We start from the raw sequence: 22,777 nt of genomic DNA on the forward strand, positions 1-22,777 counted from the left end.
GGCAGGGTCCGCAGCCCGGCGACCAGGATCGAGGTGCCCTGGACGGAGACGAAGAACTGGGAGAAGAAGAACGACGACCCCATCAGCGCGAACCCGACCACGACCATCGCCGTGCTGGACACCGTGAACAGCCGCTGACGCAACAGCCGCAGCGGCAGCACCGGCGCCGACACACGACCCTCGACCACGACGAACGCGGCCAGGAGCACCAGCCCGGCGGCGAAGCCGGCCAGGATCACCGGCGAGGTCCAGCCTCGGGAGCCGCCCTCGATCAGGCCGTAGGTCACCGCGCCCACGCCCGCGACGGACAAGACCGTGCCGGGGACGTCGATCGGCGGCGCGCCCGCATTGCGGGACTCCCCCAGCACGCGCAGCCCGGCCAGCAGCAGGACCGTCCCGATGGGCACGTTGACCAGGAAGATGGCGGGCCAGCCGAACGCCTGCACCAAGATCCCGCCCGCCAGCGGCCCGGCGGCCAGGCCGATGCCGCTGAGCCCGGCCCACAACCCGATCGCTCTGACGCGCTGCCTCGGGGCGGGATACGCGGCGGCCAGCAGCGCCAGCGAGGCGGGGCTCAGCGCCGCGGCCCCCACGCCCTGCAGCACCCGCCCGGCGATCAGCCAGCCGATCGAGGGCGCGAGCGAACACACCACCGACGCGGCCGTGAACACCACCACCCCGGCCAGGAACACCCGCCGGCGGCCGAACCGGTCGGCGAAGACGCCGCCCGACAGCAGCAACATGGCCACCAGCAGCACGTAGGCGTCGACGATCCACTGCAGGCCGGTCAGCCCGGTATGCAGCCGCTGCTGCATATCAGGCAGGGCCGCGCCGACGATCGTGTTGTCCAGCAGCACCATGAACTGACCTGCGCAGGTCAGGGTGAGCAACCCTTTCACGCACATCCCTTCTAGAAGCAGTTGATGACTGGTCTCACGCTTTGAACGCGGTCAATGGTGTGCGGGATGATCTCCATGCTCGGCCACCGGTTCGCGCCCGCTTCGCCGGCCTGGGCGACCAGCGGTTCTGGCGCACCGACCTGCAGGTGGGGTTAGCGATGGGGAGGCCATAAAATGGCGCTCCGCGCAATGAGATAGATGTCTCCATGCTCATCGGTGCATGGCCATAGCGAGCGGGATTTGTCCAGTAGCGGAATAACTCTTTTAAAAGCCTCCCAGCGCCGGGGCGGCCGCGCTGCTGCTGTCGGCCGCCTGCACGACGCCCGGACCTCCGACCCGGACCGCAAGCTCGGCACGCTGCGCCCTCACGACGCCGGCCACTGTCGAGCACCTCGCGGAAGCCCAGATAGGTGGTGAGGAAGTGGCGGGAGCTTGCCAGATCGTCGACGGTGAAGACGACCGTTGAGGCGACAATGTTCATGGCTCTGCTCGTATGCGGTTGCCTAGCACGATTTCCCCCAATGTGGTGATTCATCCTTGATCAGGGTTGCGGATATGGCCGAGCCGGGGCAATGCCGGATCGTGCAACACTGCGTTAACCGCAGACTTAACGTCAGGGAGGACACACGGGAGATCAGCGACATCGAGATCTTGCTGACACCGGCCGAGGAGCTGCACTTCGCCCGCACGGTGGAGCGGCTGCACATGTCCGTGGCGCGCGTAAGTCAGGCGATCAGAAGCACGAGCGCAATGTCGGCACCCCCACTTCAAGCCACCAGTCGAGCCGTTCGGCTCACACCAGTCGGCGAACAACCGGTGTTGTTGTCCAGGATGTCCATCGGTACCTGGCTCGTCCACGCGCAAGCCTGCCTTCGGTCCGGCGAACAAGATGTCCACGTCGCCGAGGATCCCAACTCGGCCCTGACGGAAAAGGCCTGGCCGCAACCCTTCCGGACTCGGGGATCGAGTACGGTGGACCACCACAGCAACGACAAATGCTGCATGATCACATGAAGCGGCGACTTATCGTGGCAGGTCGAGCGTGGAACTGCGGGACATCGAGATCTTCCTGACGCTGGCCGAAGAGCTGCACTTCGGGCGTACCGCCGAGCGCTTGCATGTCTCCCCGGCCCGGATCACCCAGGCGATCAAGAAGCAGGAGCGGCAGATCGGCACCCAGCTGTTCGTCCGGAACAACCGCAGTGTCTTGCTGACGCCCGCGGGGGTGCGCTTGCGTGACGACCTGCGGCCGATATACCACGCGCTCGGTGAGAGTGTGGAGCGGGCCAAACGTGAGGCACAGAACAAGAACGAGGCGCTGCGGTTGGGCATGCTCAGTACCAACACCGCCGAGCTCCGTCCCCTCTTCGACGCGTTCGCGGCCCACCGCCCCCACTGCGAGATCCAGCTCCGCTACATCAGTTTCAGCGATCCCTTCGGACCGCTGCGTGCCAGGGAGGTCGACGTGCTGCTGGCCTGGCTCCCGGTCGAGGAGCGCGACCTCACCGTAGGCCCGATCATCTCCACCGAACACCCCGTGCTGGCCGTGTCAGCCACGCATCGACTGGCCACGCGGACGTGGGTGAGCTACGAAGACCTCGGCGACGAGATCGTCATGGGCGGCGCCCACCCCGGCTACTGGCGCGAGGCGATCGTCCCCACCCGCACCCCCAGCGGCCGGCCCATCCGCATCGGGCCGAACGTCTCCACCGGCGAAGAAATGCTTCCCATCCTCGCCGCCGGAGAGGCTGTCTCACCGGTTTACGGTCACTCCACCCGCTACTACGCCCGACCCGACACGGTTCACGTGCCCATTCGCGACGCGCCGCCGCTGCGCTGGGCACTCATCTGGAGCACCGCAGCAGAAAACGACCTCATCCGACACTTCGCCCATGCTGCCCGCGATGTCGGCGAACTCGAATTCTGAACGAGGTTTGACTTGGAAGAGCCGGTCTGCTGGCCTTGCCAGGGTCGATGGCGGGCGAGGCCACTGACGCCCTTGCCTGTGGGTGAACCCGTCCTTGCCGAGCATTCCTGGTCTCACGATCGGTAGATCAGTACATGAGCGGCTACCTCGAATTCAGGTGAGCACGGCGCGGCACAGGACCGTGAGGGTGGTCTCTGTGACGACCGTGGGGTCCGCCCCCGTGGCGAGTCGGCGTTGCGCCTCCCCAAGGATGCTCCACCCCAGGTGCGCCACCAGGTCCGGATGTGGGCACCCGGCGTCGGCCAGGGTGGCGCGGAGCGGGGCGATCATCGTCTCGTGGAGCTGGTCGAGCCGGTCCTGGCACTCCCGGGGCAGCTCGACGGAGGACACCGCGCGCAGCAGCGCGTAGTCGGGGTGCGTGACGAAGGACAGCGTCACCGCTCCGAACGCCCGCACCCGCTCCCGCGCCCCCTCGGCCTCGGAAGAGGCCTCTTCGAGCCGGGCGGTCCAGCGCGGGATGGCGTCCTCGACGAGCTGGGCCAGGATGTCGGCGGTCGAGGAGAAATAGCGGTAGACGCTGGAGCGGGCCAGCCCCACGCGGGCCCCGACGGCCGCCGGTGTGAGCCCGGCCGGGCCCTCGGCGACGAGGATCTCCATCGCGGCCGTCAGCAGGGCCGCGTGCTGGCTGGCCCGGTGGTCGGCCACCGTGGCCGCGCTGATCCTGGGCACTCACTCCTCCTCGCGTCGCCTCCCCCCAGTATCGGGCAGCAGCAGCGTCGTCCCGACGCCGCCGAGCAGCACGAGCCCCGTGACGATCGTGACCCGGCGGGTGGCCTCGGCGGAGGCGGCCACGGCCGCGGCGTGTCTGGCCGGGTCCCTGATCGCCGCGACGGCCGCCCCTGCGCTGTCGCGTACGGCGCGCCGCAGATCGTGCGAGGCGGGCAGGTGGCGGGCCATCGCCTGGTCGAGCCCGGTCACCAGGACCGCGCCGAGCACCGCGATGCCGATGGCCGCGCCGAGCTGGCGGATCGTGCTCTGCAGCCCGGAGGCCACTCCGGACTGGCGGGCCGGTACGTCGGCCAGCATGACGTTCGGGAGCTGGGCCGAGGCGAACCCGACGCCGACCCCGTACACGACGAGCCAGGGCACCAGCGTCCACGGCCCGAGCGAGGGTGAGACGGCCAGGCCGATCGCGATGGCGGCGACCGCCTCCAGCCCGAGCCCCAGCCGGACGATGACCCGCGGCGCCAGCGGCAGCTTGGGCACGACGCCGCCCGCCAGGAACGTGCCGCCCGCCAGCGTGGCCACGATCAGTCCCGTCCGGAACGCGGTGAACCCCATGGCCGACTGCAGGAACAGGGGCAGCACCAGGATCAGGCCGAACTCGCCGAGCGTGATGATCATCGCGGCCACGCCGCCGTACCGGAAGGAGGGGATGGCGAGCAGGGAGAGGTCCAGGATCACCGGGCGGCCGGCCCGCGCCCTGGCCCGCTCGACCAGCACGAACGCGGTGAGCGCGAGCGCGGCCACCGGGAACGCCGCCAGGATCGGGCCGGACCAGCCGTACCGCTGGCCCTCGATCAGCCCGAACACCATCGACGACGTGCCCGCCACCGACAGCAGCCCGCCGGGGAGGTCCGAGCCGCCCGCGTGCGGGTCCTTCGACTCGGGCACCCGCACCGTGCCGAGCAGGACCAGCAGGCCGATCGGCAGGTTCACCCAGAACGCCCAGCGCCACCCGAAGTCGGTCACCAGCCAGCCGCCGAGCAGAGGTCCCAGCGCGGCCATGCCGCCGATGACCGACCCCCAGACGGCGAACGCGACGGTCCTGCGCGTGCCCGTGTAGAGGAAGTTGATGATCGCGAGCGTCATCGGCACCACCATGGAGGCGCCGACCCCCTGGATCACCCGCGCGCCGATCAGCATCGCGCCGCTGCCCGCCGCGGCGGCCAGCATGCTGGCGGCCAGGAACACCACCAGCCCGAGCGCGAACATCCCGCGCCTCCCGCGCACGTCGCCGGTGCGGCCGAGCGGGATGAGCAGGGCGGCGAACGTGAGCGAGTAGATCGAGTTCACCCATTCGACGTCCGTCGCCGACAACCCGAGGTCCCCCATGATCGCGGGGACGGCCACGTTCACGATCGTCGCGTCGATGATGATCATCGACATGCCGACGCCCAGCACGAACAGCGGGAGCCAGCTCTGCTGCCGGGTCCCGTCATTTAGCAACGCCATGTCGCCAAAGATAGCAACACCATGTCGCAAAGCAACGGACTACTGTGGGGATCATGGATTTCATCCGGGTGCGCGCGTCCTCCGACGGCGCGGAGACGATCTCCTACTGGACCGGCGACGTGTACGGCTGGCAGGACGACGGCGGGCCGCACCACCTGTTCGGGTTCGAGGGGCTCAATGTGGCGAGGGCCGTCGAGACCGACGGCGGCTGGCAGCTGCTGACCAGGGAGGCCGCCCTCTACCTCGACCCCGGGAGCAGGCAGGTGCTCGACTCCTGGGACAACCCGTTCACGGAGCGGAGGGTCGAGGTGCAGCACGTCTTCAACGACCCGGTCAACCAGCGGCTCGGCGCCTACCCGGTGCCCACGACCCGCCTGGGCGACCAGGTGGTCCACAACGTGGACATCCGGCTGGCCTACCCGTCGCCGCTGAAGGTCGCCGACTATCCCGAGAACTCGGCGAGCGACACCTACCGGGCGCTGGAGCTGTTCCAGTTCTTCACCTCGGCCAAGGACCTGGACTCCGGCGTGCCGGACGTGCCGTGCGTGTTCTCGTGGTGCCGGGTGTCGCCGTGGCTGCCGTGGATGGCGATGGGGCAGCGCGGGGGCGGGCTGGTCTACCACTGCAGGGGCGCCAAGGTGGCCGAGGTGCCGGAACGGCTGCGCGAGCGGGTGGGCGAGCGGTTCCTGCACGCCCCTGCCGAGTGGTCGGCGCCGAACGTGACGAGCTGGACGGCCTTCGCGGCCAAGGTCAGGCCGTGAGCACCGACCCGTTCTGCGAGATCATCGCGGGTGAGCGAGCGGCGACCATGGTGCACTCCGACGAGGTGGCGGTCTCGTTCCTGGACGCGCGGCCGGTCTTCAAGGGGCACGTGCTGGTCGTGCCGAGGATCCACGTGGAGACGCTCACCGACCTGGCCGACGTGGGGCCGTTCTTCGAGCGGGTGCAGGCCATGGCCAGGGCGGTGGAGGGCGGCCTGCGGGTCGCCGGCACGTTCGTGGCCATGAACAACCGCGTCAGCCAGAGCGTGCCCCACCTGCACGTGCACATCGTGCCGCGCAACAGGAAGGACGGGCTGCGCGGCTTCTTCTGGCCGCGCACCACATACGGCTCCGCCGAGGAGGCCGCCTCGTACGCCGATCTGATAGCGAAGGCCCTCTGAGCTAAGCTCCCCGGCGTGGAGTACGTGGTCGGCGTCGCCGTGGTGGCGGTGCTCGTCGCCGTGCCCGCGATCGTGCTCTGGCGCGTCATGCGGGGCCGCCGCGAGCTGGGCACGAGCCCGGCGGAGCGGGCCGCGTTCGAGACCCTGCACACCGCCTCGCTGGCCGGGCCGCCGCTGCGGGCCGGGCTGACCGCCGACGGCGCCGAGCGCGCCTCGCGGCACCTGCGCGCGCTGCTCGGCTGCGCCGCACTCGCCATCACCGACGGCGAACGGCTGCTCGTGTACGACGGCGACGGCGACCACCACGCCGACCAGGCGTTCGAGCACGCGGCTGCCACCTTGAAGGACGGCCGCACCCAGGTGCTGACCATCGACTGCGAGCTGCTCGAATGCCCGATCCGCCACGCCGTCGTCGTGCCGCTCACCACCGACGACCGGGTCGTCGGCGCCCTCGCCGCCTACGGGCAGACCGCCTCCGCCGGCCTGGTCAGGGCCGCGCAGGAGGTGGCCGGATGGGTGGACTCCCAGCTGGAGCTGGCCGAGCTGGACCGCTCGCGCACCCTGCTCATGGAGGCCGAGGTGCGGGCGCTGCGCGCGCAGATCTCGCCGCACTTCATCTACAACTCGCTCACCACGATCGCCTCCTTCGTCCGCACCGATCCGGAGCGGGCCAGGGAGCTGCTGCTGGAGTTCGCGGACTTCACCCGCTACTCCTTCCGCAGGCACGGCGAGTTCACCACGCTCGCCGAGGAGCTGCGCTCGATCGACCGCTACCTGATCCTGGAGCGGGCCAGGTTCGGCGACCAGCTCCAGGTGACGCTGCGCATCGCGCCCGAGGTGCTGCCGGTCGCGGTGCCGTTCCTGTGCCTGCAGCCGCTGGTCGAGAACGCCGTCAGGCACGGCCTGGAGAGCCGCAACGGCGTCGGCCGCATCACGATCATCGCCGAGGACGCGGGCGCCGAGTGCCGCATCAGCGTCGAGGACGACGGGCTCGGCATGGACCCCGATCGGCTGCGCCGCATCCTCGCAGGTGACATCCCCGCATCGGGCGGCGTGGGGCTGGCGAACGTGGACGAGCGGCTGCGCCAGGTGTACGGCGACGAGTACGGCCTCGTCGTCGAGACCGCCCAGGGAGCGGGCACGAAGGTCAACGTCAGGTTGCCGAAATATCACCCAGGCGTCTCTGCCCGTTGACCTTGATCTTTGTTGTCTGTTTTATCACTGTCTATGGCACAACTACGGGTCCTCGCGGTCGACGACGAACTGCCTGCCCTCGAAGACCTGTCGTACCTGCTGCGTGCCGACCCCCGCATCGGCGAGGTGGCCACCGCCAGGGACGGCGCGGCGGCGCTGCGGCTGCTCGACCGCGCCATCGCCGACGGCCGCCCGATCGACGCGGTCTTCCTCGACATCCGCATGCGCGGGCTCGACGGGGTGGTGCTCGGGCGGCTGCTGTCGCAGTTCGCGAACCCGCCGCGGGTGGTGTTCGTGACGGCTTACGAGGAGCACGCCGTGGACGCGTTCGAGATCAAGGCCGAGGACTACCTGCTCAAGCCCGTACGACCGGAGCGGCTGGCGGAGGCGATCAGACGGGTGGCGGTCTCCGCCGACGTGCCCGTCGAGGGCGGGGAGACGGACACCATCCCGGTCGAGCTGGGCGGGGTGACGCGGTTCGTCTCCAGCGCCGACGTGATCTACGTGGAGGCGCACGGGGACTACGCGCGGCTGCACACCGCGGCGGGCAGCCATCTGGTCCGGATCCCGCTGGCCACCCTGGAGGAACGGTGGGCCTCGGCCGGGTTCGTCCGCGTGCACCGCAGCCATCTGGTGGCGGTCAAGCACATCGAGGAGCTGCACATCGACTCGGGCAAGTGCACGGTGCGGGTCGGCGACACGGAGCTGCCGGTCAGCCGCCGCCACACCCGCGAGCTGCGGGACCTGCTGGTCCGCCGGGCCAGGAAGGCGAGGTCGGCGCCGTGATGAGCCCCGAGCCGCGGCCCGGACGCCGGGCGCCACTCCCCAAGACCGACGCCTCCCGGCGGGAGACCACGCGCCGGGTGGCCGTGATGAGCCCGCGCACGGCCGCCGCCCGCCGCCCCCGTTACCCGGCCACCAGGGAGATCGACGAGCAGACCCGGCTGGGCGAGGTCTACATGCGCTCGTTCCTGCGCACCCAGTTCAGGCTGGCGCTGTTCGTGTGCACGGTGCTGGCCTGCGTGGTCGGCGGGCTGCCGCTGCTGTTCCTGCTCATCCCCCGGCTGCGCTCGGTGGACCTGCTCGGCATCCCGCTCCCGTGGGCGGTGCTCGGCGGGCTCATCTACCCGGCCTTCGTCGTGGGCGCCTGGCTGTACGTGCGCCAGGCCGAGCGGAACGAACGCCACTTCGCCGAGTTGGTCGAACGCCAATGAGCCTGACAGCAGTGCTCGTGGTGATGGTGGCGGCGGTGCTCATCGGGGCGTTCGGGATCAGGTTCTCCCGTACCACCTCCGACTTCTACGTCGCCTCCCGCACGGTCAGCCCGCTCTGGAACGCCTCGGCCATCGGCGGCGAGTACCTGTCGGCCGCCTCGTTCCTGGGCATCGCCGGGCTCATCCTGTCGTTCGGCGTGGACATGCTCTGGCTGCCCGTCGGCTGGACCGGCGGGTACCTCGTGCTGCTGGTGCTGGTGTCGGCGCCGCTGCGGCGCTCCGGGGCGTACACGCTGCCGGACTTCGCCGAGGCCAGGCTCGAGTCGATGACCGTGCGCCGCACCGCGAGCGTGCTCGTCGTACTGATCGGCTGGCTCTACCTGATGCCGCAGTTCCAGAGCGCGGGCCTGGTGCTGCGTACGATCACCGGCGCCCCCGTGTGGGTCGGCGGGCTCCTGGTCGCGGTCGTCGTGGCGGTGAACGTGCTGTCCGGCGGCATGCGGTCGATCACGTTCGTGCAGGCGTTCCAGTACTGGCTCAAGCTGACGGCGCTGGCCGTGCCGCTGGTGTTCCTGATGATGGCGTGGAAGGCGGACGGGGCGCCCCCGGTGAGCGTCCAGGACGCCGCCACCTGGCAGGTGCCGCTGTCCGGCGGCAAGGAGTACGGGCTGTACTCGACGTACTCGCTGATCCTGGCCACGTTCCTCGGCACCATGGGGCTGCCGCACGTGCTGGTGCGGTTCTACACCAACCCGGACGGCCGGGCCGCGCGGCGCACCACGCTGGTCGTGCTCTCCCTGCTCGGGGCCTTCTACCTGCTGCCCGCCGTCTACGGCTGGCTCGGCCGGCTCTACGCGCCCGACGTGGTCGGCGCCGACACGGTGGTGCTGACGCTGCCCGCGCGGATGGTCGGCGGCACGCTGGGCGACGTGCTGACAGCGCTGGTCACGGCGGGGGCGTTCGCCGCGTTCCTGTCCACCTCGTCGGGGCTGACCGTGTCCGTGGCGGGTGTGATCGCGCAGGATCTGCTCAAGGGCGGGGTGCGCTCGTTCAGGATCGCCACGCTGATGGCGGTGGTGGTGCCGCTGGCCCTGGCGCTGTGGGCGCGGGCTCTGCCGGTGGCGGACGTGGTGGGACTGGCGTTCGCGGTGGCGGCCTCGTCGTTCTGCCCGCTGCTGGTGCTGGGCATCTGGTGGCGTCGCCTCTCGACGACGGGCGCGCTGGCCGGGCTGTTCGTGGGCGGGGGGCTGGCGTGCGCGGCGGTGCTCGTCACGATCGTCGCCGGTCCGCACGACGGGCCCGCGGGGGCCCTGCTCGCCCAGCCGGCGGCGTGGACGGTGCCGATCGCGTTCGCGGTGATGGTGTCGGTGTCGTTCCTGACCCCGCACCGGGTGCCGGCGGGGGTCGCGAGGACCATGGTGCGGCTGCACGCCCCGGAGAACCTCGACCTCGACCGCGGCGACTGGCGGCCCCGCTCGTCCTAGGGGGTTCGCTTTCGGGACGCTCAGGCGGGTGGCAGCTCCCCGGAGCCCCGCGCCACCAGCTCCACCGGGACCTTCACCCGGCGCGGCGACGGTGACGGGTTCAGGAGCAGGTCCACCGCGCTGCGGGCCAGGCGGGTGGTGTCGTAGCGGACCACCGTCACCCCCGGGTTGAAGACGTCGGCCAGGGCGAAGTCGTCGAAGCCCACGTACGCGGGCCGCTCGGGCCGCTCGCGCAGCGCCTGGAGGATGCCGATCGCGGCGCGGTTGTTGGTGGCGAAGAAGGCCGTCGGCGGGTCGGCGAGGTCCAGGAGGCGGGTGACCTCCTGCGAGACCCGCCACGGGTCGAAGATGCCGCGTACCACCAGCGTGTCGAGGGCCGGCACCTCCGCCGCGCGCAGCGCCGTGCGGTAGCCGGTCGCGCGGTCGTGCACCGAGCTCACCCCCTCGTCGTCCGAGATCAGCGCGATCCGGCGGTGGCCGCGGGCCAGCAGGTGCTCGGTCGCGGTCCGGCCGCCGCGCACGTCGTCCAGCAGCACCACGTCCGCCGACTCCAGCCCCGGCGGGACCCGGTCCACGAACACCGTGGTGAGCGAGGCGTGTTCGGCCAGCCAGGCGTGGTCGGCCGCCGAGGGGACCACGATCAGGGAGTCCACGCCGCGCGCGTACATGGACTCGATGAGCATGCGCTCCTTGGCCGCGCTCTCCTCGTACGAGCCGAACACCACCAGCGCCTCGTGCTCGGCCGCGGCGGACTCGACGGCGGCGGCCAGGCGCGAGTAGAACTCGTTCGAGATGTTCTCCATCACCAGGCCCAGCGTCAGCATGGTCGCGCCCCTGGCCAGGCGGGCGGCGGCCTCGTTGCGGCGGTAGCCGAGCGCGCTGATCGCCGCCTGCACCCGCTCCTGCAGCGAGGGTCTGACGTGCGGCTCCTGGTTGACGACCCGGGAGACGGTCTTGAGACTCACGCCCGCGTGACGCGCCACGTCAGCCATGGTCGGCTTGCCGCGCTCGCGGTCCTCCTGTGTTGATGGCCCCTGCTCCGCATGGGCGGCTCGGTCGCTGGAGGGCCGCCGCCTTCCGTCGTCGCTCTGGTCGCTGCGCTCCCGCCGCTCCTCCTCCAGGCGACGGCGCTCCCTCGCGGCTGTCATAGTCTGCCCCCATGGATGACGAATGGATCTGTGGCCGGTTGGGTGAGGACGAGCCCTGGGTGATGGGCGCGGTCAACCCGCCGGTGTTCGAGAACTCGCTGTTCACGTTCGCGACGGCGGAGGAGCTCGGCGAGGCCATCAGGAACGAGGACGAGCGGTACGTCTACTGGCGGGGCACCAACCCGACGGTCGATCTCGCCCAGCGTAAGCTCGCCGCGCTCGAGCGGGGCGAGCGGGCGAAGTGTTTCGGGTCGGGCATGGGGGCCATCTCGGCCACCATCTCCTCGCTCGTGCAGGCCGGGGACCACGTCCTGGTCCTGGGCGCGGTGTACGGACCCACCACGCAGTTCCTGCGGTACCTGGAGAAATTCGGTGTCACGCATACGCACGTCGGCGACCTCGCGGGTTGTGACAGCGCTATCAGGCCCAACACCCGCCTACTCTACTTCGAATCGCCCTCCTACATGGCCTACGCCGTGGTGGACATCGCGGAAGTGACGGCGTGGGCCCGGGAGCGCGAGCTGGTGACGGTCATGGACAACACGTGGTCCACGCCCCTGTTCCAGAAGCCGCTCACCATGGGCGTGGATCTCGTCGTGCACTCCCTGTCGAAGTACATCGGCGGGCACAGCGACCTGGTCGGCGGTGTGGTGATCGGCCCGTCCCGCCTGATCAGGCCGCTGGCGCTGACCGAGTACCAGCTGTACGGGTCCGCCATGTCGCCGCACGACGCGGCCAAGGTGATCAAGGGCCTGCGGACGCTGCCGGTGCGGATGGCGGCGCACCAGGAGCGGGGGCTGGCCGTGGCGGAGTTCCTGAGCGGGCATCCGGCCGTACGGGCGGTGCACCATCCCGGGCTGCCGTCCCATCCCGGGCATGCCATCGCGTTGCGCCAGATGACGGGATTCTCCAGCCTGTTCAGCCTCGTCCTGGACACGGAGTCGCGCGAAGAAGTCAGCAGTTTCCTCAATAAATTGCGACATTTCAGGATTGGGGTGTCCTGGGGAGGCTTCGAGAGCCTGGTAAACGCGCCCGCCCTGTCCACCGAGGAGAGCGTACGGGCCACCATGGGCATCCCGGTCGGCCTCGTCCGCCTCTCGGTGGGTCTGGAGCCGGCGGACACGTTGATCAAGGACCTCGGTCTAGCGCTGGAGGGGGTCGGTCGCCTAGCGTGACCTGACAGCGCTGTCTAAACGCGGGAGGCCTCGTCATGACCAAGCCCTTCCTGGCGGCCGCCGTCGCCGCCACACTGGTGCTCGCCGGGTGCGGCTCCGGCCCCTCATCCTCGGGAGGGGTACGGCTCCGCATGATCGAGAGCTTGACCAGTCCCGAGCGGACCAAGCTCATCAAGTCCCTGCTCGACGACTTCGAGAAGGCGAATCCCGGTATCGAGGTCGAGCTGGTCTCGCCGCCCCTGGACAGCGCCGACCAGAAGATCACCCAGATCCTGCAGACCAAGAAGGACCTGGACGTGCTGGAAGTCCGCGACCACACGGCCAAGTCCTTCTCCAACAACGGCTGGCTGGCCGAGCTGCCCACCACGGAGTGGCCCGGCTGGTCGGACCTGACCGAGCTGGCCCAGAAGAAGGCCGTCGAGATCGGGGGCAAGGCCTACCTGATCCCGTACGGGTTCTACGAGCGCACGCTCTTCTACCGTACGGACTGGGGCATGGCCCAGCCGCCGACCACGTGGCAGGAGCTCTACGAGGCCGGCAAGAAGCTGACCTCGGGCAACCGGTACGGCTACTCGTTCAGGGGCGGCAAGGGCGGCGCGGACTACGCGGTCCAGATGATCAGCGCGTACAACGGCGAAGCCCTGAATCCCGAAAAATCGTTCTATCTCAAGGACAAGCGCACGATCTTCTCCACCCCCGAGGCCGCCCAGGCCCTGGACCTCTACGTCAAGATCTTCAAGGAGGCGTCCCCGCCCGACTCCGTCTCCTGGGGCTATCCCGAGATGGTCCAGGGCTTCACCTCGGGCGTCACCGGCATGCTCATCCAGGACCCCGAAGTGATCAAGACCGTCCAGGAGAGCGGCGTCACGGCCTGGTCCACGGCCCCCATCCCCAAGGGCCCGTCCGGGTACGCCTTCCAGCCCGTCGGCTACGCCGGATGGGGCGCCACGTCGTTCACCAAGCACCCGAAGGAGGCGGTCAAGCTGGTGCAGTTCCTGTCGGAGGCCAAGCAGAGCATCGCCTTCGCCAAGGGCAACTCGCTCATCCCCATCTCCAAGCAGGCGCAGAGCGACCCGCAGTTCTCGCAGGGCGCGTGGAAGGCGTACCTGCAGGCCCAGCAGGACCCCAAGCAGGTGATCACGATCAGGCCGGTCGACTACCCGGGCTGGAGCCAGTTCCTCGTCGACTCCGACCGTGACGTCCAGTCCCTGATCACCGGCAAGAAGACCGTGGCCGAGGTGCTCAAGTCGTGGGACGCCTTCTGGACGGACCAGGCCAAGAAGGTCTCATGAGGACCTTCAGCCTCCGCAGGGCGAGGTTCATCGCGCTGTGCCTGCTGCCGGGCGTGGTGTTCGTGTCCGTCTTCACGTACTACCCGGTGCTCCGCGGCGCGGTGATCGCCTTCCAGCAGTACAACCTGTTCGACATCACCTCCACGCCCTTCGTCGGCCTGGAGAACTTCAGGGCCGTCTTAGGGGAGGACCGCTTCTGGACGGCGCTGCGGAACACCGGCACGTGGGTGGCCGTGTCGCTGTTCTTCCAGTTCTTCCTGGGCTTCGGGCTGGCGCTGCTGCTGCGGCGGCACTTCCGCGGCAGGGGCCTCTACCAGGCGTGGGTGTTCTTCCCCTGGGCCATGTCGGGATTCCTGATCGGGCTGCTGTGGCGGTGGATGTTCAACGGCCAGTTCGGCGTGATCAACGACCTGCTGCTCAAGACCGGCATCATCGACCAGCGCATCGGCTTCCTGGCCACCCCGGGATGGGCGATGACGTCGGTGATCGTGGCGAACATCTGGTACGGCGTCACGTTCTTCGCCATCATGATCATGGCCGCGCTGCAGTCGGTGCCCAAGGAGCTGTACGAGGCGGCGTCGGTGGACGGCGCCTCGCGGCTGCGGCAGTTCTGGCACGTCACGCTGCCGCACATCCGGCCCACCCTGGCGCTGATCGTGCTGCTGCGCATCATCTGGATCCTGAACTTCCCCGACCTCATCTACTCGATGACCGGCGGCGGCCCGGCCGGCAGCACCGACATCATCACGACCTTCCTCATCCAGCAGGTCATCGGCGGCGACTACGGCCGCGGCGGCGCGGTCGGCCTGCTCACCCTCGGCCTGCTGCTCTCCTTCAGCGTCTTCTACCTCAACGCGACGAGATTCGAGAAAGCCCGATGAGACGAGTTGCGACCGCCGCCAAGGTCGTCGTGCTGGGCGCCTGGCTGCTGATCACCCTGTTCCCCCTCTACTGGATCGTCGTCACCTCGCTCAAGCCCAAGCCCGAGATCTTCTCGATGCCGCTCAAGTACTGGCCGGGCACGGTGACGTTCGAGCACTACGCGGACCTGTTCTCCTTCGCCGACTTCGGCGCGTACCTGCTGAACAGCCTGCTCGTCTCCCTCGTCGCGGCCGCCGCGGTGACCGCGATCGGCGTGCTCGGCGGCTACACGCTGGCCCGCTTCGCCTTCCCCGGCAGGGGCGCGCTGATGCTGGCGTACCTGGTCACGCAGATGCTCCCGCTGTTCATCGCGCTCGGCCCGCTCTACCTGCTGATGTCCGACCTCGACCTGCTCAACCGGCTGGCCGGGCTCATGCTCGTGTACGTGGCCATGCTGGTGCCGTTCTCCACGATCATCATGCGCGGCTTCTACGAGCGGGTGCCGGTCGCGCTGGAGGAGGCCGCGCAGGTGGACGGGGCCTCGCGGCTGGTGGCCATGGTCCGGGTGGTGATCCCGGTCATGCTGCCGGGCATCGCGGCCACGTTCATCTTCGCCTTCGTCCAGTGCTGGAACGAACTCTTCCTGGCGATCACGTTCATCGACAGCGAGGACTCCAAGACCATCCCGGTCGCCATGAACTCCTTCATCACCCAGTACGACATCGACTGGGGATCGATGGCCGCCGCCACCGTGGTCTCGGTGCTTCCGACGCTGGTGCTGTTCGCCGCCATCCGCCGCTACATCGTCGAAGGGCTCACCGCGGGAGCGGTAAAGGGGTGATGCATCCGATGAATCTCGGCTGACTGCCCTTGACTCAGGTCATCTTGGGTGTCATAAAGGCGAAAGATCCGATGTCTCATACGAGAGTTGGAGAGTCTCGATGACACCCCCCGCAGCTGACCCCACTCGCCGCGCCGTGCTCGGCGGCTTGGGGCTCGCTCCCCTCATCCCCGCGCACGCGGCGGCGGCGCGCGGCTGGTGCCTCCAGGAGCGCGTTCCATGGCCGGAGTTCATGAAGGGCCAGGACCTGCTCTGGGGCAGGATGCCCAGGTCCTGGTACGAGGGCCCGTTCCTCGGAGACGGCCTGCTGGGCAGCATGATCTACCAGGAGCCCGGCCAGAACAAGATCCGCTTCACCGTCCAGCACGGCCGCGTCCAGGACCACCGGCCCGAGTTCGGCAGCGGCTGGGGCACCTGCCGCCTGCCCGTCGGCCACGTCACGCTCGACCCCGTCGGCACGATCACCGGCGTCGACTGGCGGCTCAACCTGTGGGACGCCGAGCTCACCGGCACCGTCACCACGGACAAGGGCACGCTCTCCTTCTCGGCGTTCATCCACGACGAGCTCCTGGTCGCCAGGGCGGAGGCGGGCGGCGAGGAGCAGGTCCGGTGGACGTTCCACCCCGAGGACGCCGTCAGCCCCCGATCGGCCTCGGAGGCCCCGCCCAGCGGATACACGCCCAACCCCGCCTGGACCACCGCGACCGCCGGTGACGTCCAGCAGGTGCTCCAGCCGCTCACCGGCGGCGGGCAGACCGCCACCGCCTACCGCGTCAAGGACGGGGCGCTCCTGGTCGCCGTGGCCCACAGCTTCCCGTCCACGACCGAGGCCCAGGAGACCGCACTCAGCAGGATCCGGAACGCGCGGCCGTACGGGATCATGAGGCAGCGGCACCGGGACTGGTGGCACGACTTCTACGGCAAGAGCTTCGTCTCCCTGCCCGACCAGCGGCTGCAGAGCTTCTACTGGATCCAGCTGTACAAGGTCGCCGCGGCCGGTCGGACGGGCGGCCCCGTCATGGCCACGACCGGCCCCTGGCTGGAGACCACCCCGTGGCCCGCGGTGTGGTGGAACCTCAACGTGCAGCTCGAGTACTGGCTCATCCACGGCTCCAACCACCTGGAGCTCGACTCGCTCACCAGCACGCTCGACCGCAACCGCGACCAGCTCGTCGCCAACGTGCCCGCCGCCTACCGGGACGACTCGGCGGGGATCGGGCGCAGCTCGGACATGTTCTGCAACCGGAGCGTCGGCACGCCGGGCTCGGGCGCCGAGGTGGGCGACCTGACGTGGGCGCTGCACAACGTCTGGCTGACCTACCGGCACACCATGGACGAACGGCTCCTGCGCGACACGGTCTTCCCGCTGCTCAGGCGGGCGATCAACTACTACCTGCACTTCCTGGCCGCCGGCGCCGACGGGAAGCTGCACCTGCCCAGCACGCTGTCGCCCGAGTACCCGGTCACGCCGCCGCAGGACACCAACTACGACCTGGCGCTGATCCGGTGGGGTTGTCAGACGCTGATCGAGTCGGCCGAGCGGCTCCGGATCGACGACCCGCTCAAGGCGAAGTGGCGCGAGGTCCTCGACACGCTCGTGGACTACCCGGCGGACGCGAACGGCTTCATGATCGGGGGGAGCACGCCGTACGCGCAGTCGCACCGGCACTACTCGCACCTGCTCATGATCTACCCGCTCTACCTGGTCAACTGGGACCAGCCGGAACACCGGGAGCTGATCGAGAAGTCGGTGGCCCACTGGCAGTCGCTGACGGGCGCCCACCGCGGCTACAGCTACACCGGCGCCGCCTCGCTCTACGCGATGATGGGCCGGGGCGACACCGCCCTGTCCTACCTCCAGCGCTTCTTCGACCCGGCCAGTCGCTACCCGTGCCGGCCCAACACCCACTACGCCGAGGCGGGCCCCGTCATCGAGACGCCGCTGTCGGCCGCCCAGTCGATCCACGACCTGCTCTGCCAGAGCTGGGGCGGAATCGTCCGCGTCTTTCCTGCCGTGCCCGCTTCGTGGGAGGACGTCGCGATCCACGACTTCAGGACGCAGGGGGCGTTCCTGGTCTCGGCGGTGCGCAAGGGCGGGCGTACCACGTTCATCCGGGTCAGGAGCCTGGCCGGGGCGCCGCTCAGGCTCAGGCACGGCCTCGACGGGCCGGTCGCCGCCGTGCTCTCCGACGGGCGGCCCGTCGCAGTGAAGGACCTGGGGGAGGGCGTGGTGGAGATCGCCCTGGGCAAGGGTGGCGAGGTGCTCGTCCACACGGGCACGCGGCCCGACCCGGTCGTCGCCCCCGTGCCGGTGAGCCTGCCCGGTCAGGCGTGGGGCCTGCCGCCGATCCCGCCGCCCGGCCCGACCACGCCGGTGGACCTGTCTGCCCACCTCGACAGCGACGGGGTCTCCACGCACGAGACGATGACCGACGGGGACTTCGACGGGTCCGGCTACACGTACCCGGCCGAGGAACTGCCGCCTGCCGGGCCGCTCGCCCACGAGGGGCTGAGTTTCGTCTTCCCCGCGTACGGGGACGGCGCCAAGAACAACGTCACCGGCCAAGGCCAGGCGATCACCGTGACCGCCGGGACGTACGCCAAGGTCCGGCTCCTGGGCTCGGCGAGCTCCGGGGCCGTCACCTCGGCGCTGACCGCCACCTACGCCGACGGCACCACGGCCCAGGTGCCGTTCACCATGCCCGACTGGGGCGGCGCGGCCGGGGCCGGGGCCACGGAGGTGCTGCGCTGCACCCACCGCCACGGCCGCACGGGCCCGAACTCGCTGCAGGTGGGGCTGTTCGAAGTCCAGGCCGCCCTCGACCCGGCCAAGGAGCTGCGCTCGCTCACCCTGCCCGCGCTCACCCGGCCGCAGCTGCACCTGTTCGCGCTCTCGCTGGAGGGACCCCGATGACCGGACTCTCACGCCGGGCGTTCGTGGCCGGAGCCGGCGCGACCGCCGTGGCGGTGACCTCGCCCGTGGCGTGGGCGCAGGCCGCGCCCGGCGGCGACGTGCACGGCGACGTCCTGGCCGACGCCGCCATGGTGTGGCGGCGGCCGCCCGCCGGCTGGCAGGAGGGTCCGTTCCTGGGCAACGGGTTCCTGGGCGTGCACGTCTACCAGAAGGCCGGCGAGGGCAACGTGCTGCGCTTCATGCTGAACCACTCGCTCGTGCAGGACCAGCGGGGCCAGTGGGAGGCGGCGATCGGCTACTCGCGGCTGCCCATCGGCTGTCTCACGCTGACGTTCGCCGGGGCCGTCACGGCCGTGGACTGGCGGCTGGACCTGGAGCACGCCGAGCTGACCGGCACGGTGACGACCGCGCAGGGCAGCGTGCGGCTCACCGCGCTCGTGCTCAACCAGCGTGACGTCCTGCTGGTGTCCCTGGCGCCCAGCGCGGGGGAGGAGGCGGCGGCCTGGGGCTTCACACCGCTGCCGTCCGCCACGACCAGGACGATCCGTCGCCCGCCCGACTACACCGCCAACCCCGACCCGGTGGTCGCCGACGGGCACGTCGAGCAGCCCATGCACGCGGGCGGCGGCTACACCACCGCCTGGCGGGAGCTCACCCAGGGCGGCAGGCGGCTGCTCGCCGCCACGATCTCGTACGGCTATCCCGACTCGACCGGCGCCGAGGAGGCCGTACGGACGGTCCGCCGGGTGCTCGACGGCAACCCGGAGGCGCAGGTCCTGGCGCACCGGCACTGGTGGAGGCGGTTCTACCGGCGCAGCCTGGTCTCGGTCCCGGACAAGAAGCTGCAGCGCTTCTACTGGATCCAGCTCTACAAGATGGCCTCGGCCACCCGGGAGAACGCCCCCGTGGTGACCGAGTGGGGGCCGTGGTTCCCCGAGGTGGGCAACAGCTGGACGAACATCTGGTGGAACCTGAACGTCCAGGTCTCCTATCCGCTGATCAACGGCTCGAACCACCCGGAGCTGGACGCCCTCACCACGACGTTCCGGAAATATCACGAGAACCTAGAGCTGAACGTCCGGCCCGAGTACCGCGACGGGAAGTCCTGGGCGCTCTGCCACCCGGGCGACCGCATGCTCCGGCCCGGCCCGCGCTACGTCGGCATCCCAGGGGTGAGCCCGAACGACCACACGGGCAACCTCACCTGGGCCATGCACAACATCTGGCTCGCCCACCGGCACAGCATGGACGCCGCGGTGCTCAAGGACGTGCTGTACCCGGTGCTCACGCGGGCGATCGCGTACTACGACCGGTTCCTCGTCGAGGGCGCGGACGGGCGGCTGCACCTGCCGGAGACCCGCTCGCCCGAGTACGCCAACGCCTCCGACTGCACCTACGACCTCTCGCTCATCCGGTGGGGCTGCCGGACGCTGCTCGACACCGCGGAGCGGTTGCGCGCCGACGACCCGCTCGCGCCCCGGTGGCGGGAGATCCTCGCCCGGCTGACGCCGTACCACAGGAACGAGCAGGGCGTCATGATCGGGGCGGACGTGCCGCTCGCCGAGTCGCACCGGCACTACTCGCACCTGCTCTGGCTCTACCCGCTGCGCGAGTCGCTCGACCGGACGAGCTTCGAGCACTGGGCGAGCATGCGCGAGCGCTGGCACGGCTACAGCTTCGCGGCCGCGTCCTCGATGGAGACGCTGTTCGGCAACCCGGAGGAGGCCCTGTCCCACCTGCGCTTCTTCGTCGACGGGAACGTGGCCGACAACTGCGCGATCACGCCCAACACCATGTACAGGGAGGGGTCCAACCTCGCCATAGAGAGCCCGCTGGCCGCCGCGCAGTCACTGCTCGACATGCTGGTCCAGAGCCACGGCGGCGTGGTCGAAGTGTTCCCGGGCGTCTCGGCCACCTGGGCCGACGCCTCGGTGGAGCGGCTGCGGACGCAGGGGGCGTTCCTGGTGGACGCCTCGCGCAGCCGGGGGCGTACCGAATGGGTCAGGGTGAGCAGCGAGGCGGGCGAGCCGCTGCGGCTCAGGCACGGCATCGACGGCCCGTTCGAGGTCCACGACGAGCGCGGCAGGCGCCTGCCGTACCGGGGGGAGGAGACGATCGAGATCCCGCTGCGCAAGGGCGCGACCGCGGTGATCGCCCGGCGCGGCGTACGGCCGTCGGAGGCCCGGGACGTACCGGCGAACGGAAGCGCTCCGGCATGGGGTCTTCCATAACGCGGTGAAAGGGGATGGGCTACCGCTCATCGCACGCAACAGACCTTTCACCGCAGGCCATCCCCAACTAAGCGCCGGACCTCAGCGGCTCGCCGAACAACCTCACCACGGACCTCCACGGCAGATAGGTTGCGCTCTTACGTTGGGCGTGATCCGCATCACAGTGGAGGTCTAGTTGACGACAAGAGAACATGACGCTTCGGTATACGAACAAATGCAGGAGAGCAGTGAGTTCCAGGAATTGAAACGGCGCTTCCGCGCCTGGACGTTCCCGATGACCGTGGCGTTCCTCGTGTGGTACCTGCTCTACGTGGTGCTGTCCGGGTGGGCGCGCGGCTTCATGGGGATCAAGCTGATCGGCGACATCAACGTCGGCCTCGTCTTCGGGTTGCTCCAGTTCGTCTCCACGTTCCTCATCGCGTGGGCGTACGCGAGGCACGCCGAGAAGAAGCTCGACCCGATCGCCGACAAGCTCCGCCACGAGGTTGAGGAGAAGGCCAAGTGAGCTCCACGACCCTGGGGATGATCCTCTTCCTCACCTTCGTCGCCGCGACGCTGGCGATCACGTTCTGGGCGAGCCGCCAGACCAAGACGGCCGCCGACTACTACGCCGGCGGCCGGTCGTTCACCGGCGTGCAGAACGGGCTCGCCATCGGCGGCGACTACATGTCGGCCGCGTCCTTCCTCGGCATCGCGGGCATCATCGCGCTCTCCGGCTACGACGGCTTCCTGTACTCGATCGGCTTCCTGGTCGCCTGGCTGGTCGCGCTGCTGCTGGTGGCCGAGCTGATGCGGAACTCCGGCAAGTTCACGATGGCCGACGTGCTGGCCTTCCGGATGAGCCCGCGCCCCGTGCGCACGGCGGCCGGCGTGTCCACGATCGTGGTCAGCATCTTCTACCTGCTGGCGCAGATGGTGGGCGCGGGCGCGCTGGTCGGCCTGCTGCTCGGCATCACCAGCGAGGCGGGCAAGGCGTGGACGATCGTCGGCGTGGGCGCGCTCATGGTCGTGTACGTGGTCTTCGGCGGCATGAAGGGCACCACCTGGGTGCAGATCGTCAAGGCGGTGCTCCTCATGAGCGGCGCCGCGCTCGTGACGGTGCTGGTGCTGGGCAAGTTCGGCTTCAACCTGTCGTCCCTGCTCGGCCAGGCCGCCACCACCAGCGGCCCCAAGGCGAACCCCGGCAACTTCCTGATCCCCGGCCTGAAGTACGGCACCGACGCCCAGGGCCTGATGGGCAAGATCGACCTCATCAGCCTCGGCCTCGCCCTCGTGCTCGGCACCGCGGGCCTGCCGCACATCCTCATCCGCTTCTACACCGTCCCCACCGCCAAGGACGCCCGCAAGTCGGTCCTGTGGGGCATCGGCCTCATCGGCGTGTTCTACCTGCTGACGCTGGTCCTCGGCTTCGGCGCGGCGGCCCTGGTCGGCAAGGAGGCGATCATCAAGGGTGACAAGGCGGGCAACACGGCCGCCCCGATGCTGGCCGAGAAGATCGGCCAGGAGATCTTCGGCTCGGTCGGCGGCACGATCCTGCTGGCCCTCATCGGCGCCGTCGCCTTCGCCACGATCCTCGCCGTGGTGGCGGGCCTCACGCTGGCCTCCTCCTCCAGCTTCTCCCACGACCTGTACGCGCACGTCTTCAAGCGCGGCCAGGCCACCGAGCGCCAGGAGGTCGTGGTGGCCCGCGTGTCCGCCCTGGTCATCGGCGCCATCGCGATCGGCCTGGGCATCCTGGCCCAGGGGCAGAACGTCGCCTTCCTGGTGTCCCTGGCCTTCGCCGTCGCGGCCTCCGGCAACCTGCCCGCGATCCTCTACAGCCTGTTCTGGAAGCGGTTCAACACGACGGGCGCCGTCTCGGCCATCTACGGCGGCCTCGGGTCCGCCCTGATCCTGGTCATCTTCTCGCCCGTCGTCTCCGCGCCGACGCCTCCGGCGGGGACCGCGGTGACGGCACTGATCCACGGCGTGGACTTCCACTGGTTCCCGCTGAGCAACCCGGGCATCGTGTCGATCCCGCTCGGCTTCCTGTGCGGGTGGCTCGGCACGATCCTCAGCAAGGAGTACAACGCCGGGAAGTACGCCGAGATGGAGGTCCGCTCCCTCACCGGTGTCGGCGCCGAGAAGGCCACCCAGCACTGACGTCCGCTCCCTGAAGGCGCCTTTCCCCCCTCCGGAGGCGCCTGTCCCCCAAAGGGCC

The 22,777-nt window shown here is 69.8% G+C and carries 20 protein-coding genes; 16 read left to right on the forward strand and 4 right to left on the reverse strand.

The window, feature by feature from the left end; all coding sequences use genetic code 11:
* Positions 1-899: MFS transporter (locus tag AB0J64_RS38190; RefSeq protein ID WP_364038578.1), on the reverse strand; the 899-nt coding region annotated here is incomplete at its 3' end.
* 555 nt (positions 900-1,454) lie between these two features.
* Here AB0J64_RS38190 and AB0J64_RS38195 point away from each other — a divergent pair.
* Entirely contained in the window at positions 1,455-1,913 is a 459-nt protein-coding gene (locus AB0J64_RS38195) for a LysR family transcriptional regulator (RefSeq protein WP_364038581.1), read from the forward strand.
* A 28-nt stretch (positions 1,914-1,941) separates the two neighbouring features.
* Complete coding sequence (locus AB0J64_RS38200; protein ID WP_364038584.1) at positions 1,942-2,826, forward strand: LysR family transcriptional regulator; 885 nt, start codon at positions 1,942-1,944, stop codon at positions 2,824-2,826.
* 153 nt (positions 2,827-2,979) lie between these two features.
* Here the strand turns inward: AB0J64_RS38200 and AB0J64_RS38205 are convergent, their stop codons facing one another.
* Positions 2,980-3,555: a TetR/AcrR family transcriptional regulator gene (locus AB0J64_RS38205; RefSeq protein WP_364038587.1), complete on the reverse strand. Its 576-nt coding sequence runs from the start codon at positions 3,553-3,555 to the stop codon at positions 2,980-2,982.
* The gene (locus AB0J64_RS38210) at positions 3,556-5,061 is read right to left on the reverse strand and encodes an MFS transporter (RefSeq protein WP_364038590.1); all 1,506 of its coding nucleotides are present in this window, start codon (positions 5,059-5,061) and stop codon (positions 3,556-3,558) included. It abuts the gene before it with no gap.
* Between the two features lie 53 nt (positions 5,062-5,114).
* Here AB0J64_RS38210 and AB0J64_RS38215 point away from each other — a divergent pair, with 53 nt between their 5' ends.
* From AB0J64_RS38215 to AB0J64_RS38240, 6 genes are read left to right on the forward strand one after another with little or no spacing between them, the layout of a single operon-like run.
* Entirely contained in the window at positions 5,115-5,822 is a 708-nt protein-coding gene (locus AB0J64_RS38215) for a DUF1838 family protein (RefSeq protein WP_364038593.1), read from the forward strand.
* The gene (locus AB0J64_RS38220) at positions 5,819-6,223 is read left to right on the forward strand and encodes an HIT family protein (RefSeq protein ID WP_364038596.1); all 405 of its coding nucleotides are present in this window, start codon (positions 5,819-5,821) and stop codon (positions 6,221-6,223) included. Before AB0J64_RS38215 ends, AB0J64_RS38220 begins: the two co-directional genes overlap by 4 nt.
* Before the next feature lie 15 nt (positions 6,224-6,238).
* Positions 6,239-7,417 carry a histidine kinase gene (locus AB0J64_RS38225; protein ID WP_364038599.1) on the forward strand — a complete coding sequence of 393 codons (1,179 nt, stop codon included), beginning with the start codon at positions 6,239-6,241 and terminating at the stop codon, positions 7,415-7,417.
* Between the two features lie 33 nt (positions 7,418-7,450).
* On the forward strand, positions 7,451-8,203 hold the full coding sequence (locus tag AB0J64_RS38230) for a LytTR family DNA-binding domain-containing protein (RefSeq protein WP_364038602.1): 753 nt from the start codon (positions 7,451-7,453) through the stop codon (positions 8,201-8,203).
* Positions 8,203-8,631 (forward strand): hypothetical protein, encoded by a 429-nt coding sequence (locus tag AB0J64_RS38235; RefSeq protein WP_364038605.1) that lies wholly within the window; start codon positions 8,203-8,205, stop codon positions 8,629-8,631. Before AB0J64_RS38230 ends, AB0J64_RS38235 begins: the two co-directional genes overlap by 1 nt.
* A complete protein-coding gene (locus AB0J64_RS38240) occupies positions 8,628-10,115 on the forward strand; it encodes a cation acetate symporter (protein ID WP_364038608.1) in 1,488 nt (495 codons plus the stop codon). Before AB0J64_RS38235 ends, AB0J64_RS38240 begins: the two co-directional genes overlap by 4 nt.
* A 20-nt stretch (positions 10,116-10,135) precedes the next feature.
* Here AB0J64_RS38240 and AB0J64_RS38245 read toward each other — a convergent pair whose 3' ends face one another.
* Complete coding sequence (locus AB0J64_RS38245) at positions 10,136-11,263, reverse strand: LacI family DNA-binding transcriptional regulator (RefSeq protein WP_364038611.1); 1,128 nt, start codon at positions 11,261-11,263, stop codon at positions 10,136-10,138.
* Between the two features lie 11 nt (positions 11,264-11,274).
* On the opposite strand from AB0J64_RS38245, the gene AB0J64_RS38250 reads away from it, so the two are divergent.
* From AB0J64_RS38250 to AB0J64_RS38285, 8 genes are all read left to right on the forward strand, one after another.
* The gene (locus AB0J64_RS38250; protein WP_364038614.1) at positions 11,275-12,438 is read left to right on the forward strand and encodes a PLP-dependent aspartate aminotransferase family protein; all 1,164 of its coding nucleotides are present in this window, start codon (positions 11,275-11,277) and stop codon (positions 12,436-12,438) included.
* 35 nt (positions 12,439-12,473) lie between these two features.
* Positions 12,474-13,730 carry a sugar ABC transporter substrate-binding protein gene (locus AB0J64_RS38255; protein ID WP_364038617.1) on the forward strand — a complete coding sequence of 419 codons (1,257 nt, stop codon included), beginning with the start codon at positions 12,474-12,476 and terminating at the stop codon, positions 13,728-13,730.
* A complete protein-coding gene (locus tag AB0J64_RS38260) occupies positions 13,727-14,611 on the forward strand; it encodes a sugar ABC transporter permease (protein ID WP_364038620.1) in 885 nt (294 codons plus the stop codon). The genes AB0J64_RS38255 and AB0J64_RS38260 overlap by 4 nt, the downstream gene beginning before the upstream one ends.
* Positions 14,608-15,432 carry a carbohydrate ABC transporter permease gene (locus AB0J64_RS38265; protein WP_364038623.1) on the forward strand — a complete coding sequence of 275 codons (825 nt, stop codon included), beginning with the start codon at positions 14,608-14,610 and terminating at the stop codon, positions 15,430-15,432. Before AB0J64_RS38260 ends, AB0J64_RS38265 begins: the two co-directional genes overlap by 4 nt.
* Positions 15,433-15,532: 100 nt before the next feature.
* On the forward strand, positions 15,533-18,346 hold the full coding sequence (locus AB0J64_RS38270; protein WP_364038626.1) for a Tat pathway signal sequence domain protein: 2,814 nt from the start codon (positions 15,533-15,535) through the stop codon (positions 18,344-18,346).
* Entirely contained in the window at positions 18,343-20,577 is a 2,235-nt protein-coding gene (locus AB0J64_RS38275) for a glycoside hydrolase family 95-like protein (RefSeq protein ID WP_364038629.1), read from the forward strand. The genes AB0J64_RS38270 and AB0J64_RS38275 overlap by 4 nt, the downstream gene beginning before the upstream one ends.
* A 214-nt stretch (positions 20,578-20,791) precedes the next feature.
* On the forward strand, positions 20,792-21,082 hold the full coding sequence (locus AB0J64_RS38280; protein ID WP_364038632.1) for a DUF485 domain-containing protein: 291 nt from the start codon (positions 20,792-20,794) through the stop codon (positions 21,080-21,082).
* 17 nt (positions 21,083-21,099) lie between these two features.
* Positions 21,100-22,719, forward strand: coding sequence for a cation acetate symporter (locus tag AB0J64_RS38285; protein WP_364038749.1), 1,620 nt, complete (start codon positions 21,100-21,102; stop codon positions 22,717-22,719).
* Positions 22,720-22,777 lie beyond the last annotated feature (58 nt).

Origin of the sequence: Nonomuraea sp. NPDC049695, assembly GCF_040674955.1 — a bacterium.
GTDB classification, from domain to species: domain Bacteria; phylum Actinomycetota; class Actinomycetes; order Streptosporangiales; family Streptosporangiaceae; genus Nonomuraea; species Nonomuraea helvata.